This is a genomic window from Methylobacterium sp. Leaf118, assembly GCF_920984675.1.
In the GTDB taxonomy this organism is placed as follows: Bacteria; Pseudomonadota; Alphaproteobacteria; order Rhizobiales; family Beijerinckiaceae; genus Methylobacterium.
Genome location: NZ_CAKLBV010000088.1, coordinates 1 through 15,387, shown reverse-complemented (window position 1 = coordinate 15,387; position 15,387 = coordinate 1). Strand labels below are relative to the sequence as shown.

Sequence of the window (15,387 nt, the reverse complement as noted above, 5' to 3'; positions counted from 1 at the left end):
CGACCGGGGCGGGCCCGGCCGCCGCGGCGGCGCGCAAGGCGGCGCGGCGCCTGCTGCCGTTCCTGATGCTCTGCTACTTCTGCGCCTATCTCGACCGGGTCAATGTGAGCTTCGCCGCGCTCACCATGAACCGCGACCTCGGCCTGTCGGCCTCCGCCTACGGATTCGGGGCGGGCCTGTTCTTCCTCGGCTACTTCGCCTTCGAGGTGCCGAGCAACCTGATCCTGGCGCGGGTCGGGGCCCGGGTCTGGATCGCGCGGATCATGGTGACCTGGGCGCTCGTCTCGGGCGCCACCGCCTTCGTGACCGGCGAGGTCTCGTTCTATCTCGTGCGCTTCGCGCTCGGGCTTGCCGAGGCCGGCTTCTTCCCCGGCATCATCCTCTACCTCACCCTCTGGTTCCCGGCCGCGGAGCGGGCCCGGATCGTCGGCATCTTCATGGTGGCGGTGCCGCTCTCGGCGGCCGTCGGCGCGCCGCTCTCGGGCCTGATCCTCACCGCGACCGACGGGGCCTATGGGCTCGCGGGCTGGCAATGGCTCTACCTGATCGAGGCGGCCCCGAGCCTCGTCCTCGGGCTCTGCACCCTCGTCGTCCTCACCGACCGCCCGGCCGAGGCCCCGTGGCTGACGCCGGACGAGCGCGGGGCGCTGGTCGCCCGGATCGCCGCCGACGCCCCGGCGCCGGCGCCCGGTCCGGTACCATCCCTCGCCGAGGCGCTGCTCCAACCCCGCCTGCTCGGGCTCGCGGGCGTCTATTTCGGGCTCAGCACCGGCCTTTACGCCATCGGCCTGTGGCTGCCGCAGATCGTCTCGGGCTTCGGCCTCGACCCCCTGGCCACCAGCCTCGTCAGCGCCCTGCCCTACCTCCTGGCCGCCGCCGGGATGGTGCCCTGGACGCGCCATTCCGACGCCACGGGGGAGCGGGCGTGGCACGTCGCCCTGCCGACGGTCTTCGCCGGGCTGGCCCTGGCCGCGGCGAGCCGGGCGGAGGGGCCGGTCTTCGCCGTCCTGTGCCTGAGTCTGGCCTCGCTCGGCGTGTTCGCGGCCCTGCCGACCTTCTGGACCCTGCCGACCGTGCTCCTGAGCGGGCGCGCGGCGGCGGGCGGCATCGCCCTCGTCAACGCGGTGGGGGGGCTCGGCGGCTTCTTCGGCCCCTCGCTGATGGGCTGGATCCGGGACGCGACCGGGCGCTTCGACCACGCCTTGGCGGCGGTGGCCGCTTTGCTGGTCGTCACCGGGCTCGCCGCGGCGCGGATCGGCCGCGGAATCGCGCCGCCGCGGCGCGACGGAACCGGGGGCTGACGGGGCCGTCCGCGACGGGGCCGTTGCTCGGCAGCGCGAAAGATTGCGCACGAGCGACTTGTGACGGCCGGCAAAACGCGCGAAGGACGGAACGCGGCGGCCGCGCGATCCGCGTCCCTCACCCTCCGCGAGCAGATGCCCCAGATGCCTGCCGGCCCCCACGTCCCGACGGTCGACCTGACCTCCTGCGATCGGGAGCCCATCCACGTGCTGGGCGCCGTCCAGCCGTTCGGCTTCCTGATGGCGGTCTCGCCCGACTGGATCGTCACCCGGGTCAGCGACAACGCCCCGGACTGGCTCGGCCGCTCCGTCGCGTCGATGCTCGGCACCCCGCTCCTCTCGGTCATCGACGGCGAGGCGGTCCACCTGCTGCGCGGGCATCTCCAGACGCTCCGCGGGCCGGACGCGGTCGACCGGGTGTTCGGCGTCCGGCTGCTGCCGGGCGGGGCATTGTTCGACGTGGCGCTCCACATGTCGGGGGCCAGCGTCGTCATCGAGGCGGAGCCGAGCGCGCCCGAGCATCTCAGCGCGGGCAACCTCGTGCGCAACATGGTCTCGCGCCTGCGCCAGACCAAGGATTTCGAGCCACTCTGCCGGGAGGCGACCCGCCAGATGCGGGCGCTGATCGGGTTCGACCGGGTGATGCTCTATCGTTTCGCCGCCGACGGATCGGGCGCGGTGATCGCCGAATCCGTGCGCTCCGGGCTCGACCGCTATCTCGGCCTGCATTACCCGGCCTCCGACATCCCGAAACAGGCGCGCGCCCTCTACGAGCGCAGCTGGCTGCGCATCATCGCCGACGTGGAATCCCCCGGCATCCCGGTGCGGCCCGCCCGCGATCCCGACGGCGAGCCCCTCGACCTGTCGCTGTCGACGCTGCGCGCGGTCTCGCCGATCCATCTCGAATACCTGCGCAACATGGGGGTCGCCGCCTCGCTCTCGGTGTCGGTGCTGCGCAACGGCCGGCTCTGGGGCCTGTTCGCCTGCCACCACATGGAGCCGCGCCACATCTCCCTGGAGCGGCGCACCGGGGCCGAGCTGTTCGGGCAGATGTTCTCGTGGATCCTGGAGAGCCGCGAGCGCGAGGTCGAGGCGGCGCAGGAGGCGCGCTCGCGCGCGATCCACAACCGGCTCATGGGGGCGCTGGCCTCCGGCGGCACCAGCCTGGAGGGTCTCGCCGAGTTCCTCGACGAACTGGCCGTCATCGTTCCCTGCGACGGGATCGGCCTGTGGGTGAACGGCGAGATCACGCTCCAGGGCGCCACGCCGACCCGGGAGGAATTCACCGGCCTCGTGCGCTTCCTCAACCGCACGGCGGCGAGCCGCGCCTACGCCACCGACGAGATCGGCCGGGTGCACGAGCCGGGGCGCGACTTCACCGAGCGGGCCGCCGGGATGCTGGCCGTGCCGGTCTCGCGCACGCCGCGGGACTTCCTCGTGTTCTTCCGCCGCGAGGTCTCCCGCACGGTGACCTGGGCGGGCAACCCCGAGAAGCCGGCGATCCCCGGCCCGAACGGCGTGCGCCTGACCCCGCGCAAGAGCTTCGAGGCGTGGCGCGAGGTCGTGCACGGGCGCTCCCTCCCCTTCACGGAGGTCGAGCTGCGCACCGCCGAGGCCCTGCGGGTGACGCTGCTCGAAGTGATCCTGCGCCTGACCGATTCCGCCGAGAAGGAGCGCAAGGGCGCGCAGGAGCGCCAGGAGCTGCTCATCGCCGAGCTCAACCACCGGGTCCGCAACATCCTCAACCTGATCCGCGGCGTCGTCACCCAGAGCCGGGTCGGCAGCGGCACCGCGGAGGAATTCGCCGAGGTGGTGGGCGCGCGCATCCAGGCGCTCGCCCGCGCCCACGACCAGATCACGACGACGAATTGGGGGCCGGGCAGCTTGCGCGATCTCCTCCTCCTGGAGGCCGGCGCCTATCTCGGCGCGAAGGCCGACCGGGTCGTGCTCGCGGGGACCGACGTGCTCCTGGAGCCGCAGGCCTTCTCGACCCTGGCCCTCGTGATCCACGAACTGATGACGAACTCGGCCAAGTACGGGGCGCTCAGCGGATTGCACGGCCGGGTCGACGTCTCCTGGGCGCGCGACGCCCTCGACTACCTCGTGATCCGCTGGTGCGAGAGCGGCGGGCCGCCGGTGCGGGCGCCGACCCGGCGCGGCTTCGGCACGACCCTGATCGAGCGCTCGATCCCCTACGAGCTGAAGGGCGAAGCGGAGATCCGCTACGAGCTTTCCGGGGTCGAGGCCCGCTTCACGATCCCGCCGGCCCTGGTCCGGGCCGCCCCGCCCGCTCCGCCCCGGGCGCCCGCCCCGGCGGTCGCGCCGGCGCCGGCCCGGTTCGAGGGCACCGTGCTCGTGGTCGAGGACAACATGATCATCGCCCTCGAAGCCGAGGAGGTTCTGATCGCCCTCGGCGCCGAGGCGGTGGATCTGGCCGGGACCACCCGGGAGGCCCTGCGCCTGATCGAGGCCGCGCCGCCCGATCGGGCGATCCTCGACGTGAATCTGGGCTCCGAGACCAGCGTCACGGTGGCGCGGCGGCTGACGGAACTCGGCATCCCCTACGTCTTCGCCACCGGCTACGGCGAGAGCTTCCGGATTCCACCCGATCTCGGCGCCGTGCCGGTGGTGCGCAAGCCCTACGACGCCGAGGCCCTGCGGGCCGCCTTCGGCTGAAGGAGGCGAGCCCTCGAGTCATACCAAATCCGGTTGATCCCTTCGGGATGGGGGATTTGGGCTTCGCTCAAACGCCGCGCGGGCTTGCCCGATCCGGGCTCCGCTTTGATCAAGCGGAGCCCGGATCAGGGGTTCGAAGGGCAAGCCCTTCGCCAAGCCCTTCGCCAAGCCCTTCGCCAAGCTCTTCGCGGAGCCGGGGCGGAGCCCCGGAAGACGTCGGGCGCTGCCCGACGCCCGCCGGAGGGTTGAGCCCTCGAAATCCCGTTACCCCCGCTCGAACCGGGTGCGGTCGAGGCGGGCGCCGCGATAGGCGTCGGGCAGCGACAGCGCCCAGACGAAGACGCCGCCGGCATGGCGCCCGACGACGCTGACGTCCGGCGCGGCGAACTTCGCGGTGAGCCATCCGCCGACCAGGGCGAACAGGGCGAAGCCGAGGCCGCGGGCCGCCCGGCCGGTCCAGACATGGCCCATGCCGGGCAGCAGGGCAGCCGCGAGCAGGACGTGGCGCGGGTCAGGCGGCGCGCGCATGGGGGCTCTCCTCGGCGGTCTCCGGAGCCGGCGGCGACAGGCGGCGGGCGAGGCGCAGGCCGTCCCGGAGCGCGCCGTCGAGGCGCGCGGGGTCGACGCGCTCGAGGGCGAAGCGGCTGGCGCGCAGGAGCAGGTAGGCGCCGCGGCCGCCCTCCCCCGCCTGGATCACGAGGCGCAGGATGCGAGGCGTCGCCAGCACCTCCTTCACCCGCGGATCGCCCAGGATCCGCGCGGTCTCGTCCTGCAGGGCCCGCAGCAGGGCCGCGGCTCCGGGGGTGCCGCGCACCAGGGTGTCGGCGGGCCAGCCGGCGGGGGGCTCCAGGCGCAGCGGCAGGTCGGCGGGGGCGTAGAACTCGGCGCCCGCGGGCCGGCGCAGCACGTCGAGGGTCGCGTTGCCTGCCCGCGGCACCCGCAGGGTCACCGAGAGCCAGAGCTGCGGCAGGCGGCGATGCACCAGCGCCTCGGGGATCAGCCGGACGGAGACGGGAAGGCCCGCGCAGGTGCCCTCGAGGGTGGCGAACCCGGCCCGGTCGCGCCCGAGGCGCGGCGCCTCGAGGAGCGCCGCGCATTCCGCGAGGAGCCCAGCCCGCCAGGCTGCCGCGCGCCGGCCCTGCCGCAGGCAGAGGGCGGCCGCCGCCAGCGCGATCAGGCCGGCCAGCGCTCCGAGCATCACCCCGTCGAGAGCCACTCAGTACCCTCTCGGCTTCGGCCAGGGCATCGTGAACTGGTCGCCCCGGCGGACATACTTGTAGCGGTGCAGGACGAACCAGGCGGAGGCCGTGATGTAGAAGGCCATCATGGCCAGGAGCTGCGTGCCGTAGCCGAGATACACCGCGAGATAGGTGACGGTGCACAGGACCAGCAGCAGGATCGCCGGCAGCGGGTGGAGCGGGTGGACATAGCCCCGCTGGATCGTGCCGAGCGGCCATTTGCGCCGGAACAGCACGATCGAGATCGCCATCAAGGTGTAGCCGAGCAGCCCCGACAGGATCGACAGGGTGATCGTCTGGTCGAGCGGCGTCGAGACCGCGAACAGGATCGCGATCGGCACGAAGAACACGATCGCCCGGTAGGGAGTGCGGTAGGTCGGGTGCACGGCTCCGAACCAGACCGGCATGTAGCGGTCGCGGCCCATGGCGAACCACGCCCGCGAGGCGTCGTTGATGCAGCCATTGGCCGAAGCGACGGTGGCGAAGAGCGTCCCGAGGAACAGGAACAGCTCCAGCCAGCGGCTGCCCGTGAGCCGGGCCGCGTCGTAGAGCGGCGTCACCGCCTGCCCGAGATATTCCCAGGGCATCAGGCCGGTCGAGACGTACCACGTGAGCGTCGCGGCGATCAGCAGGGTCATCATGCCGGTCATGGTGCCGAGCGGCAGCGCCCGGGCCGGCGAGCGCACCTCCTCGGCTGCCTGGGTCGTCCCCTCGATGCCGAGATAGAACCACAGGCCGAAATGCATCGCGGCGAGGATGCCCAGCGAGCCGTAGGGCAGGCCGACGAGGAGCCCCTCGTGCTGGAGCACGGCGCCGGGCGCCCAGGGCTGAGCGGCCAGGAACAGCACGACGATGGCCGCGAAGGCGGCGGAGGTGATGACGAGGTTCAGCGTCAGGGTCGCCAGCACGCCGCGATAGTTGAGGAAGGCCAGGGCCACGACGGTGAGCACCATGAAGGCGCGCTTGTCGACCGTGCCTTCGAGATGCAGGCTGTGGGCGAAGGCCTCGATCAGGTCGCCCGTCACGATGGCGTTCGAGACCTCGAGCATGGTGTAGGCCATGACGAGGTAGAGGCCGACATTGAACGCGGCGAGCGGCCCGATAATGTGCTTGGCCTGGGCGTATTGCCCGCCGGCGGCCGCCACCGTCGAGGTGATCTCGGAATCGATCATCGCGACGCAGGTATAGAGGATGCCGGCGAGCCAGCAGGCCGCCAGGGCGGCGACGGGACCGCCCTTGCCGACCGCGAAGTTCCAGCCCATGAACTCGCCGACCAGCACGATGCCGACGCCGAGCGCCCAGACATGGCCCGGCCCCAGCACCCGCAGCAGCGCGATTCGTTTGGACTTCTCGGGCGCCAACTCGACGGTCGGCGTTCCCGGCGCGGCCGAGGACGGAGCGAGCGGCTCGGCGGTGGGTCGAAGGGTGCTCGTCATCACGACCTCGCCGCCGTCTCGCCGACGTCCGAATCCACGATCTCACCCTCCTCGGAGGAGAGCAGATAGCGCTCGTCGTAGGCGCGGTTGGTGCGCAGGAGGTCGAACCCCATCCAGAGGGCGAGGGCGGCCGCGACCGCCCAGGCGCCCCAATTCATGATGGCCACCATGGCTGGTTCCTCGGATGTGGCGGGGGAGATGCGCGAGGGGCGTCAGGTCGAGGGCGTCAGGTCGGGGGCGTGCCGTCGAACCGCTCGGCGATGACCTCGCGGTACTGTCTGTCCGAGTAGACGAACAGGAAGACGAAATATCCGACGATGACCAGCGCGGTGAGCGCCACCGCGCCCCAGTTGAAGGCGTAGTCGAAGCGCGTGCCGATGATGGCGGCGGCCTTCTCGGGGGTGAATTCCAGCTTCTCCCACTGGGCCGCCATGGTGGCGTTCTGGCCCAGGCTGTCCCAGGTCGGGTTCGGGAACTCGGTCTTGGTGGTGCCCCCGCCCGCGAGCTTGAGGAGCAGCGGCAGGTAGAGGGTGATGACCACCAGAACCAGCATCAGCACGGCATCGACGACCTGGCCGGCGACCGACTGGACCGGCGGGCGGTAGGGCTGGCGGCCCGGAGGCGTGGGCGCGTCCATGTCAGACCTCCCCCTTGCGGCGCATCGCCCGCAGGCGATCCAGATAGTAGAGGTCCATCCCGTAGATGGCGGCGCGGTCCTCGCCGTAATGGCGGATCATCGCGGCGATGGCCGCGGTGTTGAGCAGGACCACGCAGAGGCCGATCCCGATCATCATCCCGGTCAGACCGGAGGCGGCGAAGGCCTCCCGCATGGTCCAGAAGGTGAAGCCGTAGACCAGCCAGACGAGGCAGACGGCCAGGATGGCCGCTGCCCGGTCGCGGCCGAACATGGCGGAGACCCGGGGGTCCTGCATGGCGCGTCTCCTCCCGCGGAGCCGTTCTTGAAAGGAATTTCCGCTTCTTGCCGGGAAATATCCTGCCTGGTTGGGCGGGCGTCAAGCGGGAAACGATGCTGCAACGCAGTAAATGTGAGGAGGTTTTGCTGTATTGTGCAGGCCTCCTCCGGGCGACCTGAATGCCGCGATGGAGGTGCTGCTCGATCGCGCGCGCGCCGCCTCGGACGAGGCCCCGATGCCGGACGCGGAGGCAAGCGGGGTCCTTCCAGCCGGCGATGGCGCGTGAGCGGAATCCGGGGCCCGCGGCGCGGTCACGACCTGGCGGGCGGGATCATCGCGCCCGCATTCATCAGCCCGTGCGGATCGACGGCCCGCTTCACCGCCTCGATCAGCGCGAGGCGGGTCGGGTCGCCGTAGCGGGCGAGCAGGCCGCGCTTGAAGCGGCCGATGCCGTATTCCGCGCTGAAGCTGCCGCCGAGCGCGATCGCCTCGGCGTAGACCGCGTGGGCGACCCCCTCCTCCACCTCCGCGGTATAGGCGATCCGGTCGCGGCCCGCGGGCACCATCAGGTTGAAGTGGATGTTGCCGTCGCCGACATGGCCGTAGAACGACAGGCGCGTGCCCGGGGCCTCGGCCTCGACGAGGGCCTTCGCCCGCGCCAGGAAGGCGGAGACGGCGGAGGTCGGGACGGCAATGTCGAGCTTCACCGACCCGCCGGCATGTTTCTCCGCCTCCGGAATGGTCTCGCGGATCGTCCACATCTCGCGCCGCTGCCGCTCCGACTGGGCCAGCACCGCGTCCTCGACATGGCCGGCCTCCATCAGCGCCTCAAGGGTGCCCAGAAGCACGTCCTCCAGGGGGATGCGCGCCGAGGAAGCGGAGAGTTCGAGCAGCACCGCGCCGCCGGGGCCCGCGCTCAGCCCGAGATCGGCGCCGCGCATGTCGGCGACGAGGCCGAGCGAGGCGGCGGAGATGAGTTCGAAGGTCGAGGCGAGGTCGGCGGTCTCCCGCCGCACCAGGGCCGCGACCTCGGGGATGGGGGCGTCGGCGGCGAGCTGGATCCAGGCCGTGGCGCGCTGGGTCTGCGCCGGCCAGAGCTTGAGCACCACCCCCGTGACGATGCCGAGCGTGCCTTCGGCCCCGATGAAGAGCTGCTTGAGGTCGGTGCCGACATTGTTCTTGCGCAGGGTCCGCATGTCGGAGAACAGCGATCCGTCCGGCAGCACGACCTCGAGCCCCAGCACGAGGTCGCGGGTCATGCCGTAGCGCAGCACCTGCAGCCCCCCGGCATTGGTGCCGACATTGCCGCCGAGCCGGCAGCTTCCCTCGGCGCCGAGGCTGAGGGGCAGCAGGCAGCCCTGCGCCTCCGCCGCGCCTTGCGCGTCGGCGAGGATCGTGCCGGCGTCGCAGGACAGGGTGAAGCCGCCGGCATCGACGGCGCGGACCCGGTTCATCCGCTCCAGGCTCACCACGAGCTGTCCGCGGCCGGGCTCCGGCGTGGCGCCGCCCACATAGCTCGTGTTGCCGCCCTGGGGCACGAGGCCGAAGCCGAGGCGGGCGGCGAGGCGGACGATCTCTTGGACCTCCGCGGTCGAGCGCGGGCGCAGGACCCCCGGGGTCTCGCCCTGCATCAGGGCCCGCTGGTCGTGGGTGTAGCGGGTGAGGCTGTCGGCATCGGTGAGGAGCCCGCCCTCGCCGAGGCAGTCGCGAAACGGGGCGAGCGAGAGGGAGGACGGATCCGACATACGATGGGAGCGGCTCGCGGGGGAGAGGGGCAGGATCGGCCCGGCCTGGCGGGCGCGCCAGACTAGCCGGCCCGCGGGGTGCGGCAAAGGCATCGATCACGGTGCCCTGACGAACCCGCCATCCTGTCACGCCGGGGGGCCGAGCCTCGGCCCGGGCGGGCCGACGCCGCGCGAACAGCGCTTCACTCCGGAAATCCGCCGCCGGCCCGGTGCCCGACGGCGATCTGGATCAGGCCGGCCCGCGAGCCGACCCCAAGCTTGTTGCGCATGGCCGCGCTGGCATTGACGATGGTGCGGTAGCTCACCGAGAGGGCCCCGGCGATGGCCTCGTAGGACTTGCCCTGGCTCATGAGCGAGAGGATCTGCAATTCGCGCGCGCTCAGCGTCGCGAGCGGGGCCGGCCGGGCGCCCCGGTTGAGCATGGCGACCTCGGTGGCCAGAGCGTGCGGGAGGTGGCTGCGGCCCGTGCGCACCGCCGCGAGCGCCTCGAGGAAGGCTGCGCTGCCCGCATCCTTCAGGACGAAGCCGAGGGCGCCGCCCTCCAGGGCTCGGGCGACCACGACGGGGTCGGCATGCATGCTGAAGACGAGGATGCGCGCCTCCGGCTCCAGCGCCTTGATCCGCCGGATCAGCGACAGGCCCGAGAGGCCGCTGCCACCGAAGCTGAGATCGGCCACGACGAGGCCCGGCCGATGCCGGTGGAACAGGCGGTAGCCCGCGACGACGTCGCCCGCCTCGAAGACGTCGGGGAAGCCCGCCCCCTCGGCGAGGCGGCGCAGGCCGCTCAGCACGATCGGGTGGTCGTCGACGACGAGGAGCGCGTCCGGCCGCCGCGGCTCCGGGGCGATGCGTCCGGCGGAGGAGGGAGCGGGTTTGAGGGCAGTGCGGGTCACGGTCACGGTCACGGTTCGGGGCGTCAGGGCGCTTCACGGGCGGCGAGACGGGCGAGGGCCCCGTCATGGTCGGCGCCCTGGGCGCGGGCATTGTAGTAGTGCTGGACCATCTCGCCGTAGAGACTCTTGTGACGGCCCCGCCGCGCGGCGACGCCGCCGAGGCCGTCGATCAGGCTGCGATAGGATTCGGGCCGGCCGATCTCGGTGAGCATCTGGCCGAGCTGGACCGTGCGGTTGGCGATCATCCGCGGGTCCTCCACGAAGCCGGTGCGGGCCGCTGACAGCGAGGCGCGCAGCGCCGCGACCTCGGGGGCGTCGTCGGGCAGCGGCTTCCCGGCCTCGCGGCCCGCGAGCCAGCGGGCCGGATCGGTGCCGTCGGTGGGGACGAGCCAGCCGGGCAGCGCGCCCTCCGCGGTGCGGGCGACGACCGATTGCCCCTCCTCGGCGGGCTCCTCGCCGCCGCAGGCGGCGAGCGCCAGCAGCGGCAGCAGGACGGCGGCGCGCCTCATCGCCCGCCCTCCCCCAGGACCAGGCTGCGGGGGCCCTCGGCCACGGGCAGGCGCGCCACCGCCGCGAGGCGGGCGAGATCGATCACCGTGACGTCGTCCGAGAACCAGTTCGCCACATAGGCCCGCGCCGCCGCGCCCTCGCCCGCGACCACGATCCCCTCGGGGTAGCGGCCGACGCCGACCGTCGCCGCGATCGCCAGCGTCGTCGCGTCGAGCACGGTGACGGTCCCGGCCCCCTGGTTCGTCACCAGCACCCGCGCCCCGTCCGGGCTCACGGCGATGCCGTAGGGCATGGCGCCCGCCGGCACCGTCGCGACGGCCGCGAGCCGGGCGGTGTCGATGACGGTCAGGTCGTTGCTGCGCACGTTGCCGACGTAGAGGCGGCCCTCCCCGGGGTCGAGCGCCAGGGCGAAGGGCGCCGTGCCGACGGGGATCGTCGCGATCCGCGCCATCCGGGCGGCGTCGATCACGCTGACCTGAGCGCTCTCCCGGTCGGCGACGAACAGGCGCCCGGCCCGGTCGAGAACGAGATGGGCCGGATCGCGGCCCGTCGGCGCCGAGCCCTCGACCCGTCCGTCCTCGGCCGAGATCCGGTCGACCCGGTGGCCCGACCAGTTCGTGGCGAAGACCGTGCGGCCGTCCGCCGAGGCCGCGAGGCCGAAGACCTGACCCGCATAGGGCAGGCTGCGCAGCACCCGCCCCGTGGTGGCCTCGGCGACGGTGATCGCGCGCCCGTCCGGATGGCTCAGGAACAGGCGCCCGCCCCCGGCCGCCACCGTGGCGGGGGCGGCCGGCACGGCGGTGTCGCCCACGACCGCGGCGGCGCCCGTCTCGATCCGCGACAGCCGCGCGCCCTGCTGGCTCGCGACCCAGACCGTTCCGGCGAGGGCGGGCGGGTCGGCGAGGGCCGGGAGCGGGGCGAGGAGGAGCGCTACGAGGACGGGGCCGGAGCGGATCATGGCGTCGCTTTGCCCTCCGCGGCGGCCTTGAGGCCCTTCAGTCCCTCCGAGAAGAAGCGGTTCATCGCCTCGCGGCCCGCCTCGTCGCTGAGGGTGTCCGGCGGCTCGTTGCCGGTGTCGCCGCGGTAGAACCGGCCCATCCACTCGACCTTGGCGCCGTCGCCCTCCGGCGAGACCGTCAGGGTGGCGGAGTAGGACGAGACCGGCAGCGCCTTCAGGTCCGGCTCCCCGGACATGCGGTAGGAATAGGAGCGGGCCTCCGGCTTCCACTCGTCGAGGCTCTCGGTCAGCGTGCCGCCGCTCTTCAGGGTGAGGGTGCGGGTGCCGCCGTCCTTGCCGCCCGCGCTGCCCTCGGCCTTGGCGATGGCGGGGTGCCACTTTCCGATGCCGGCGAAGTCGCCCGCCACCGTCCAGACCGCGTCGGGGCTCGCCTTGACCGTGATCGACTGGCTCACCTTCTGCGGCGTCGGGCCGTGGGCGAGCGCCGCCGTCGCGGCGAGCGCCAGCGGCAGGGCGAGGAGGGAGAGACGCATGGGTTACATCCTGCTTTTCGGAGAGGAACGAGGGAGCGCCCGCAGGCCGTCCGCCGGGATCAGGCCGGCCAGGAAAGCCGCCAGCGCGAGGGCGAGGGCGAGGCCGCCGAGCACGGGGCGCGGATCGAATCGCCCGGGCAGCGGGCGCGGGGTGGCGGCGGCGAGGAGGGGGCCGGCGAGGCCGTCGGGCCCAGCGAGATGGGCGTAGGTTAGCCCGGTCTGGCCTGCGAGCGCCTTGAGATGGGCCTCGCGCACCGAGGAGAGATGCTCGGTGCCCTCGGCGGCGGCGGCCCCGAAGGGGGCGTTGCGCGGGTTGTAGCCCTCGCGCGATTCCGCGTCGGCCGGAGGGGGGCCGAAGCGATTCTCCTGCGGCACGTCGGTCGCGCCGTAGAACCCGGTCTCCCGGCCGCGGTCGTTGAATTTCGGGATCGGCGACAGGCCGTAGCCGCCCGCCCCGACGATGAGGCCGCGCACGGCGCCGGGCCGCCCCTCGAAGGCCGGCAGCCCGGTCGACGGCAGCGGCGGCGTTTCCTGCCCGTCGGTGAGGAAGAGAAGGTCGGTGTCGAGCTCGCCCGCCATGGCGATCGCCCGATGCAGGCCCGCCGCGATGCGGCTGTCGCCCTCCCAGGCCATGCGCCAGTCGAGGCCGTCCAGCGCCCCGTCGAGGGGGGCGAAATCGGCGCAGACCTCGATCGGCGCGAACAGCAGGAACGGGCGCCGCTCCGTGAACAAGGCGAGGGCGAGGCGCGAGCCGCAGGGCAGGTCCGGCACGAGCCGGCGCAAGGCCGCCTTGGCGGTGTCGAGCCGGCTCGCCGGTTTGCCGTCCACGGTATAGTCGCGCACGTTCATGCTGCCGGTGATGTCCACCACCGCCAGCACCGCGACTCCCGAGCGGGTCAGCGGCAGCGGTCCGGCCAGGGCGGCACCGAGCGCGAGCGCGAGGGCGGCGGCGAGCGCCTGGAAGCGCCGGTCGCGCAGGTTTCGGGCGATCGGCAGGTGCCGAAGCGGACGTGTCGCCCGGCTCATGGCCCGCCCCGCGGCTGGCCGGGAATGTCGGTCCAGATCTGCTTGGGTTCGGCCTGCAGCTCGTCGCCGAACTTGCGGTCGAACTCGGGAAAGTCGCGGATCAGGCGCGAGGCCACGTCGAAATTGAACTTGGCATCCCAGAAATCGGGCCGGGCCTGGAGCGCCCGGCGGTAATCCTGGCGCGCCAGCGTCACCTGGGGCCCGGCCTTGTCGAGCTGGCCCCGCCCGATCAGGTCGAAGGCGCTTCGCACCCGGGCATTGGCCAGGACGTAGCGGGCGCGGGCGGCGCCCTCCGCCGCGCCGCGCCGGTCGAGGTTCTCCAGGAGCGGCTCGGCCTCCTCCAGCCGGTCGCGCGCCGCCAGGAAGCGGGTTCGCGCGACGAGGAGGGCATCGGCGGCATCCGGGGCGACGGCGACGTCGCGCCCCGCCTCAAGGGCGGCGATGGTCGCGTTGGCCTGCCGGGCGGTCCAGGCCGAGAGGCCGCAGGCGGCGGCTCCGGCCAGGAGCAGGACCGGCAGCAGGACGAGGAGGTGCGGGCGCGCGCCCCGCCCCGCCCCGCCGAGGCCGGCGGCGAGGCGGTCGCGCCACGAGGGGGCGGTCGGTCGCGCGAGGGAGAAGGGTGTCATGCGGCGTCCCGGGGGGCGATGCGTCCGCGGGCCGGGGTCTCCGCCCCCCTCAAGCGGGGAGCGGGCGCGCGCGGGCAGGCGGAGCGGGGGATCGGAGGCCGGATCATGCGGCGGCCCTCCGCGGCGCCGGATCCCGGTCGGCCTGCGCCGCCCGCGCGTCCCCGGGGCGCGACGCTCCCCTCAGGAAATCCGCCTCGGCGAGCTTGGCGAGCACCAGCACCAGGAGCCCCAGGGCGGCGGCGGCGTAGGCATAGGCGGTGAGGTCCCGGCGCGGGCGGATCTCGGTGTAGGGGATGGGATCGCGCTCGAGCGCCTCGATCTGGCGCACCGCGCCGGCGACGGCCTCGGCGCCCTCCGCCTCGAAGGCGCGGTAGGGCACGCCGAGGCTCTTGAAGAACAGGTCGAGATGGCGCTCGGGCGCCGCCTGGGGCGTGTCCTCGCCGGCCGGCTTGTCGTGGATCGAGGGCGAGCCCTTGGTGCGCAGGAACAGCCAGTAGAGGTTCGGCCGCACCTTGGCGAACTCGGCCCGGAGCTGCGCCTGGATGCGCGGATCGATCACCGCCGCCCCGTCGGAGACGAGGAGCAGGGCCCGCGACACGCCCGGCGCGCCGGCCCCGAACTGCGACAGGGCCATGCCGAGCCCGCGGGCGACGTTGGTGTAGTCGAGGCCGGGCCGGTCGATGGCCGCGATCGCCGCGCGCACCGCCTCGCGCCGGTCCGTCATCGGTACGACGAGCATCGGCGCCGTCGAGAAGGCGGTGACGGCGAAGAGATCGTGGGCGCGCGCGCCGACGAAGGCGCCGAGGATGCGCCGCGAGGCGGCGGCCTTCGATTCCTCCGCGCCGGAGGGCTGACGGCCCGCGAAAGTCTCGTTCATGCTGCCGGAGCGGTCGATCAGCATCGAGACCTGCGCGCCGATGCCGGTGCGGGTCACGGTCTCGCCGGCCCGAAACGGGCCCGCGAGCGCCAGGATCAGCCCGCCGAGCGCCAGCATCCCCGCCGCCGTCAGAACCGCGCCGAGGGCCGCCGAGAGCGGATCGGCGGGCGCGGCCGAGACGGCGGAGACCGGGCTGCGCCGGCTGGCCGAGCGCAGGAGCGGCAGCAGCGCCAGCGGCAGCAGCCAGAGCGGCCAGGCTGCGGCGACGCCGAGGGAGGCGACGAAGGCGCCCATTCAGGCGCTCCGCTCGGCGGCGACGAGGCGGGCGAGCAGCCCCTCGATCTCGGGCAGCGGCAGGGACGCGGCGGCGGCCTCGGTCTCCCGGCCGAAGAAGGCGCGCCGCGAGGCGGCGAAGAAGCGGTGCAGGGTCTCCCCCTGCTCCCGGAAGGCGGGATGGCCCGCGAGAAACGGCGCGAGATCGTCGGCGAGCACGCGGCGGCCGGCAGTGGCGTCGAGGGCCCGGTGCAGGATCAGCAGCGCCTCGCGGTAGAGGTCGTCCCCCTGCCGGTTCCGCCGCGCCCGGCGCAGGGTCTTGCGGGCGAGGGCGAAGGGCCGCCCGCGCCGGGGCGCGAAGGGCCCCCAGGCGCGGTCGCG

16 protein-coding genes and 1 pseudogene are annotated in these 15,387 nt (G+C 73.4%); 2 read left to right on the top strand and 15 right to left on the bottom strand.

The window, feature by feature from the left end; genetic code table 11:
- Positions 1-50 precede the first annotated feature (50 nt).
- Both LW587_RS22350 and LW587_RS22345 read left to right on the top strand, forming a co-directional pair.
- Entirely contained in the window at positions 51-1,301 is a 1,251-nt protein-coding gene (locus LW587_RS22350) for an MFS transporter (protein ID WP_442919184.1), read from the top strand.
- Between the two features lie 144 nt (positions 1,302-1,445).
- Complete coding sequence (locus LW587_RS22345) at positions 1,446-3,977, top strand: HWE histidine kinase domain-containing protein (protein WP_232631785.1); 2,532 nt, start codon at positions 1,446-1,448, stop codon at positions 3,975-3,977.
- A gap of 264 nt (positions 3,978-4,241) precedes the next feature.
- On the opposite strand, the gene LW587_RS22340 is transcribed toward LW587_RS22345, so the two are convergent.
- From LW587_RS22340 to LW587_RS22270, 15 genes and pseudogenes are all read right to left on the bottom strand, one after another.
- The gene (locus tag LW587_RS22340) at positions 4,242-4,505 is read right to left on the bottom strand and encodes a hypothetical protein (protein WP_232631784.1); all 264 of its coding nucleotides are present in this window, start codon (positions 4,503-4,505) and stop codon (positions 4,242-4,244) included.
- Positions 4,489-5,193, bottom strand: coding sequence for a hypothetical protein (locus LW587_RS22335; RefSeq protein ID WP_232631783.1), 705 nt, complete (start codon positions 5,191-5,193; stop codon positions 4,489-4,491). Before LW587_RS22335 ends, LW587_RS22340 begins: the two co-directional genes overlap by 17 nt.
- The gene (locus tag LW587_RS22330) at positions 5,194-6,651 is read right to left on the bottom strand and encodes an APC family permease (RefSeq protein ID WP_232631782.1); all 1,458 of its coding nucleotides are present in this window, start codon (positions 6,649-6,651) and stop codon (positions 5,194-5,196) included.
- Positions 6,651-6,821 carry a hypothetical protein gene (locus LW587_RS22325; protein ID WP_232631781.1) on the bottom strand — a complete coding sequence of 57 codons (171 nt, stop codon included), beginning with the start codon at positions 6,819-6,821 and terminating at the stop codon, positions 6,651-6,653. The genes LW587_RS22330 and LW587_RS22325 overlap by 1 nt, the downstream gene beginning before the upstream one ends.
- A 56-nt stretch (positions 6,822-6,877) precedes the next feature.
- Positions 6,878-7,288, bottom strand: a complete 411-nt coding sequence (locus LW587_RS22320) for a hypothetical protein (protein ID WP_232631780.1) — start codon at positions 7,286-7,288, stop codon at positions 6,878-6,880.
- A gap of 1 nt (position 7,289) precedes the next feature.
- Positions 7,290-7,583: a hypothetical protein gene (locus LW587_RS22315; RefSeq protein WP_232631779.1), complete on the bottom strand. Its 294-nt coding sequence runs from the start codon at positions 7,581-7,583 to the stop codon at positions 7,290-7,292.
- A 293-nt stretch (positions 7,584-7,876) separates the two neighbouring features.
- Complete coding sequence (locus tag LW587_RS22310; protein ID WP_232631778.1) at positions 7,877-9,310, bottom strand: FAD-binding oxidoreductase; 1,434 nt, start codon at positions 9,308-9,310, stop codon at positions 7,877-7,879.
- A 182-nt stretch (positions 9,311-9,492) separates the two neighbouring features.
- Complete coding sequence (locus LW587_RS22305; RefSeq protein WP_232631786.1) at positions 9,493-10,158, bottom strand: response regulator transcription factor; 666 nt, start codon at positions 10,156-10,158, stop codon at positions 9,493-9,495.
- 68 nt (positions 10,159-10,226) lie between these two features.
- Entirely contained in the window at positions 10,227-10,712 is a 486-nt protein-coding gene (locus tag LW587_RS22300; protein WP_232631777.1) for an MxaH protein, read from the bottom strand.
- The gene (locus LW587_RS22295) at positions 10,709-11,671 is read right to left on the bottom strand and encodes a YncE family protein (protein ID WP_232631776.1); all 963 of its coding nucleotides are present in this window, start codon (positions 11,669-11,671) and stop codon (positions 10,709-10,711) included. Before LW587_RS22295 ends, LW587_RS22300 begins: the two co-directional genes overlap by 4 nt.
- Positions 11,668-12,204 carry an SRPBCC family protein gene (locus tag LW587_RS22290; RefSeq protein WP_232631775.1) on the bottom strand — a complete coding sequence of 179 codons (537 nt, stop codon included), beginning with the start codon at positions 12,202-12,204 and terminating at the stop codon, positions 11,668-11,670. Before LW587_RS22290 ends, LW587_RS22295 begins: the two co-directional genes overlap by 4 nt.
- Positions 12,205-12,207: 3 nt before the next feature.
- On the bottom strand, positions 12,208-13,230 hold the full coding sequence (locus LW587_RS22285) for a vWA domain-containing protein (RefSeq protein ID WP_232631774.1): 1,023 nt from the start codon (positions 13,228-13,230) through the stop codon (positions 12,208-12,210).
- On the bottom strand, positions 13,227-13,856 hold the full coding sequence (locus LW587_RS22280; protein ID WP_232631773.1) for an MxaK protein: 630 nt from the start codon (positions 13,854-13,856) through the stop codon (positions 13,227-13,229). Before LW587_RS22280 ends, LW587_RS22285 begins: the two co-directional genes overlap by 4 nt.
- A 103-nt stretch (positions 13,857-13,959) precedes the next feature.
- Positions 13,960-15,027: a vWA domain-containing protein gene (locus tag LW587_RS22275; protein ID WP_232631772.1), complete on the bottom strand. Its 1,068-nt coding sequence runs from the start codon at positions 15,025-15,027 to the stop codon at positions 13,960-13,962.
- Positions 15,028-15,387: pseudogene (locus tag LW587_RS22270) on the bottom strand (nonribosomal peptide synthetase MxaA); the annotation flags it as partial.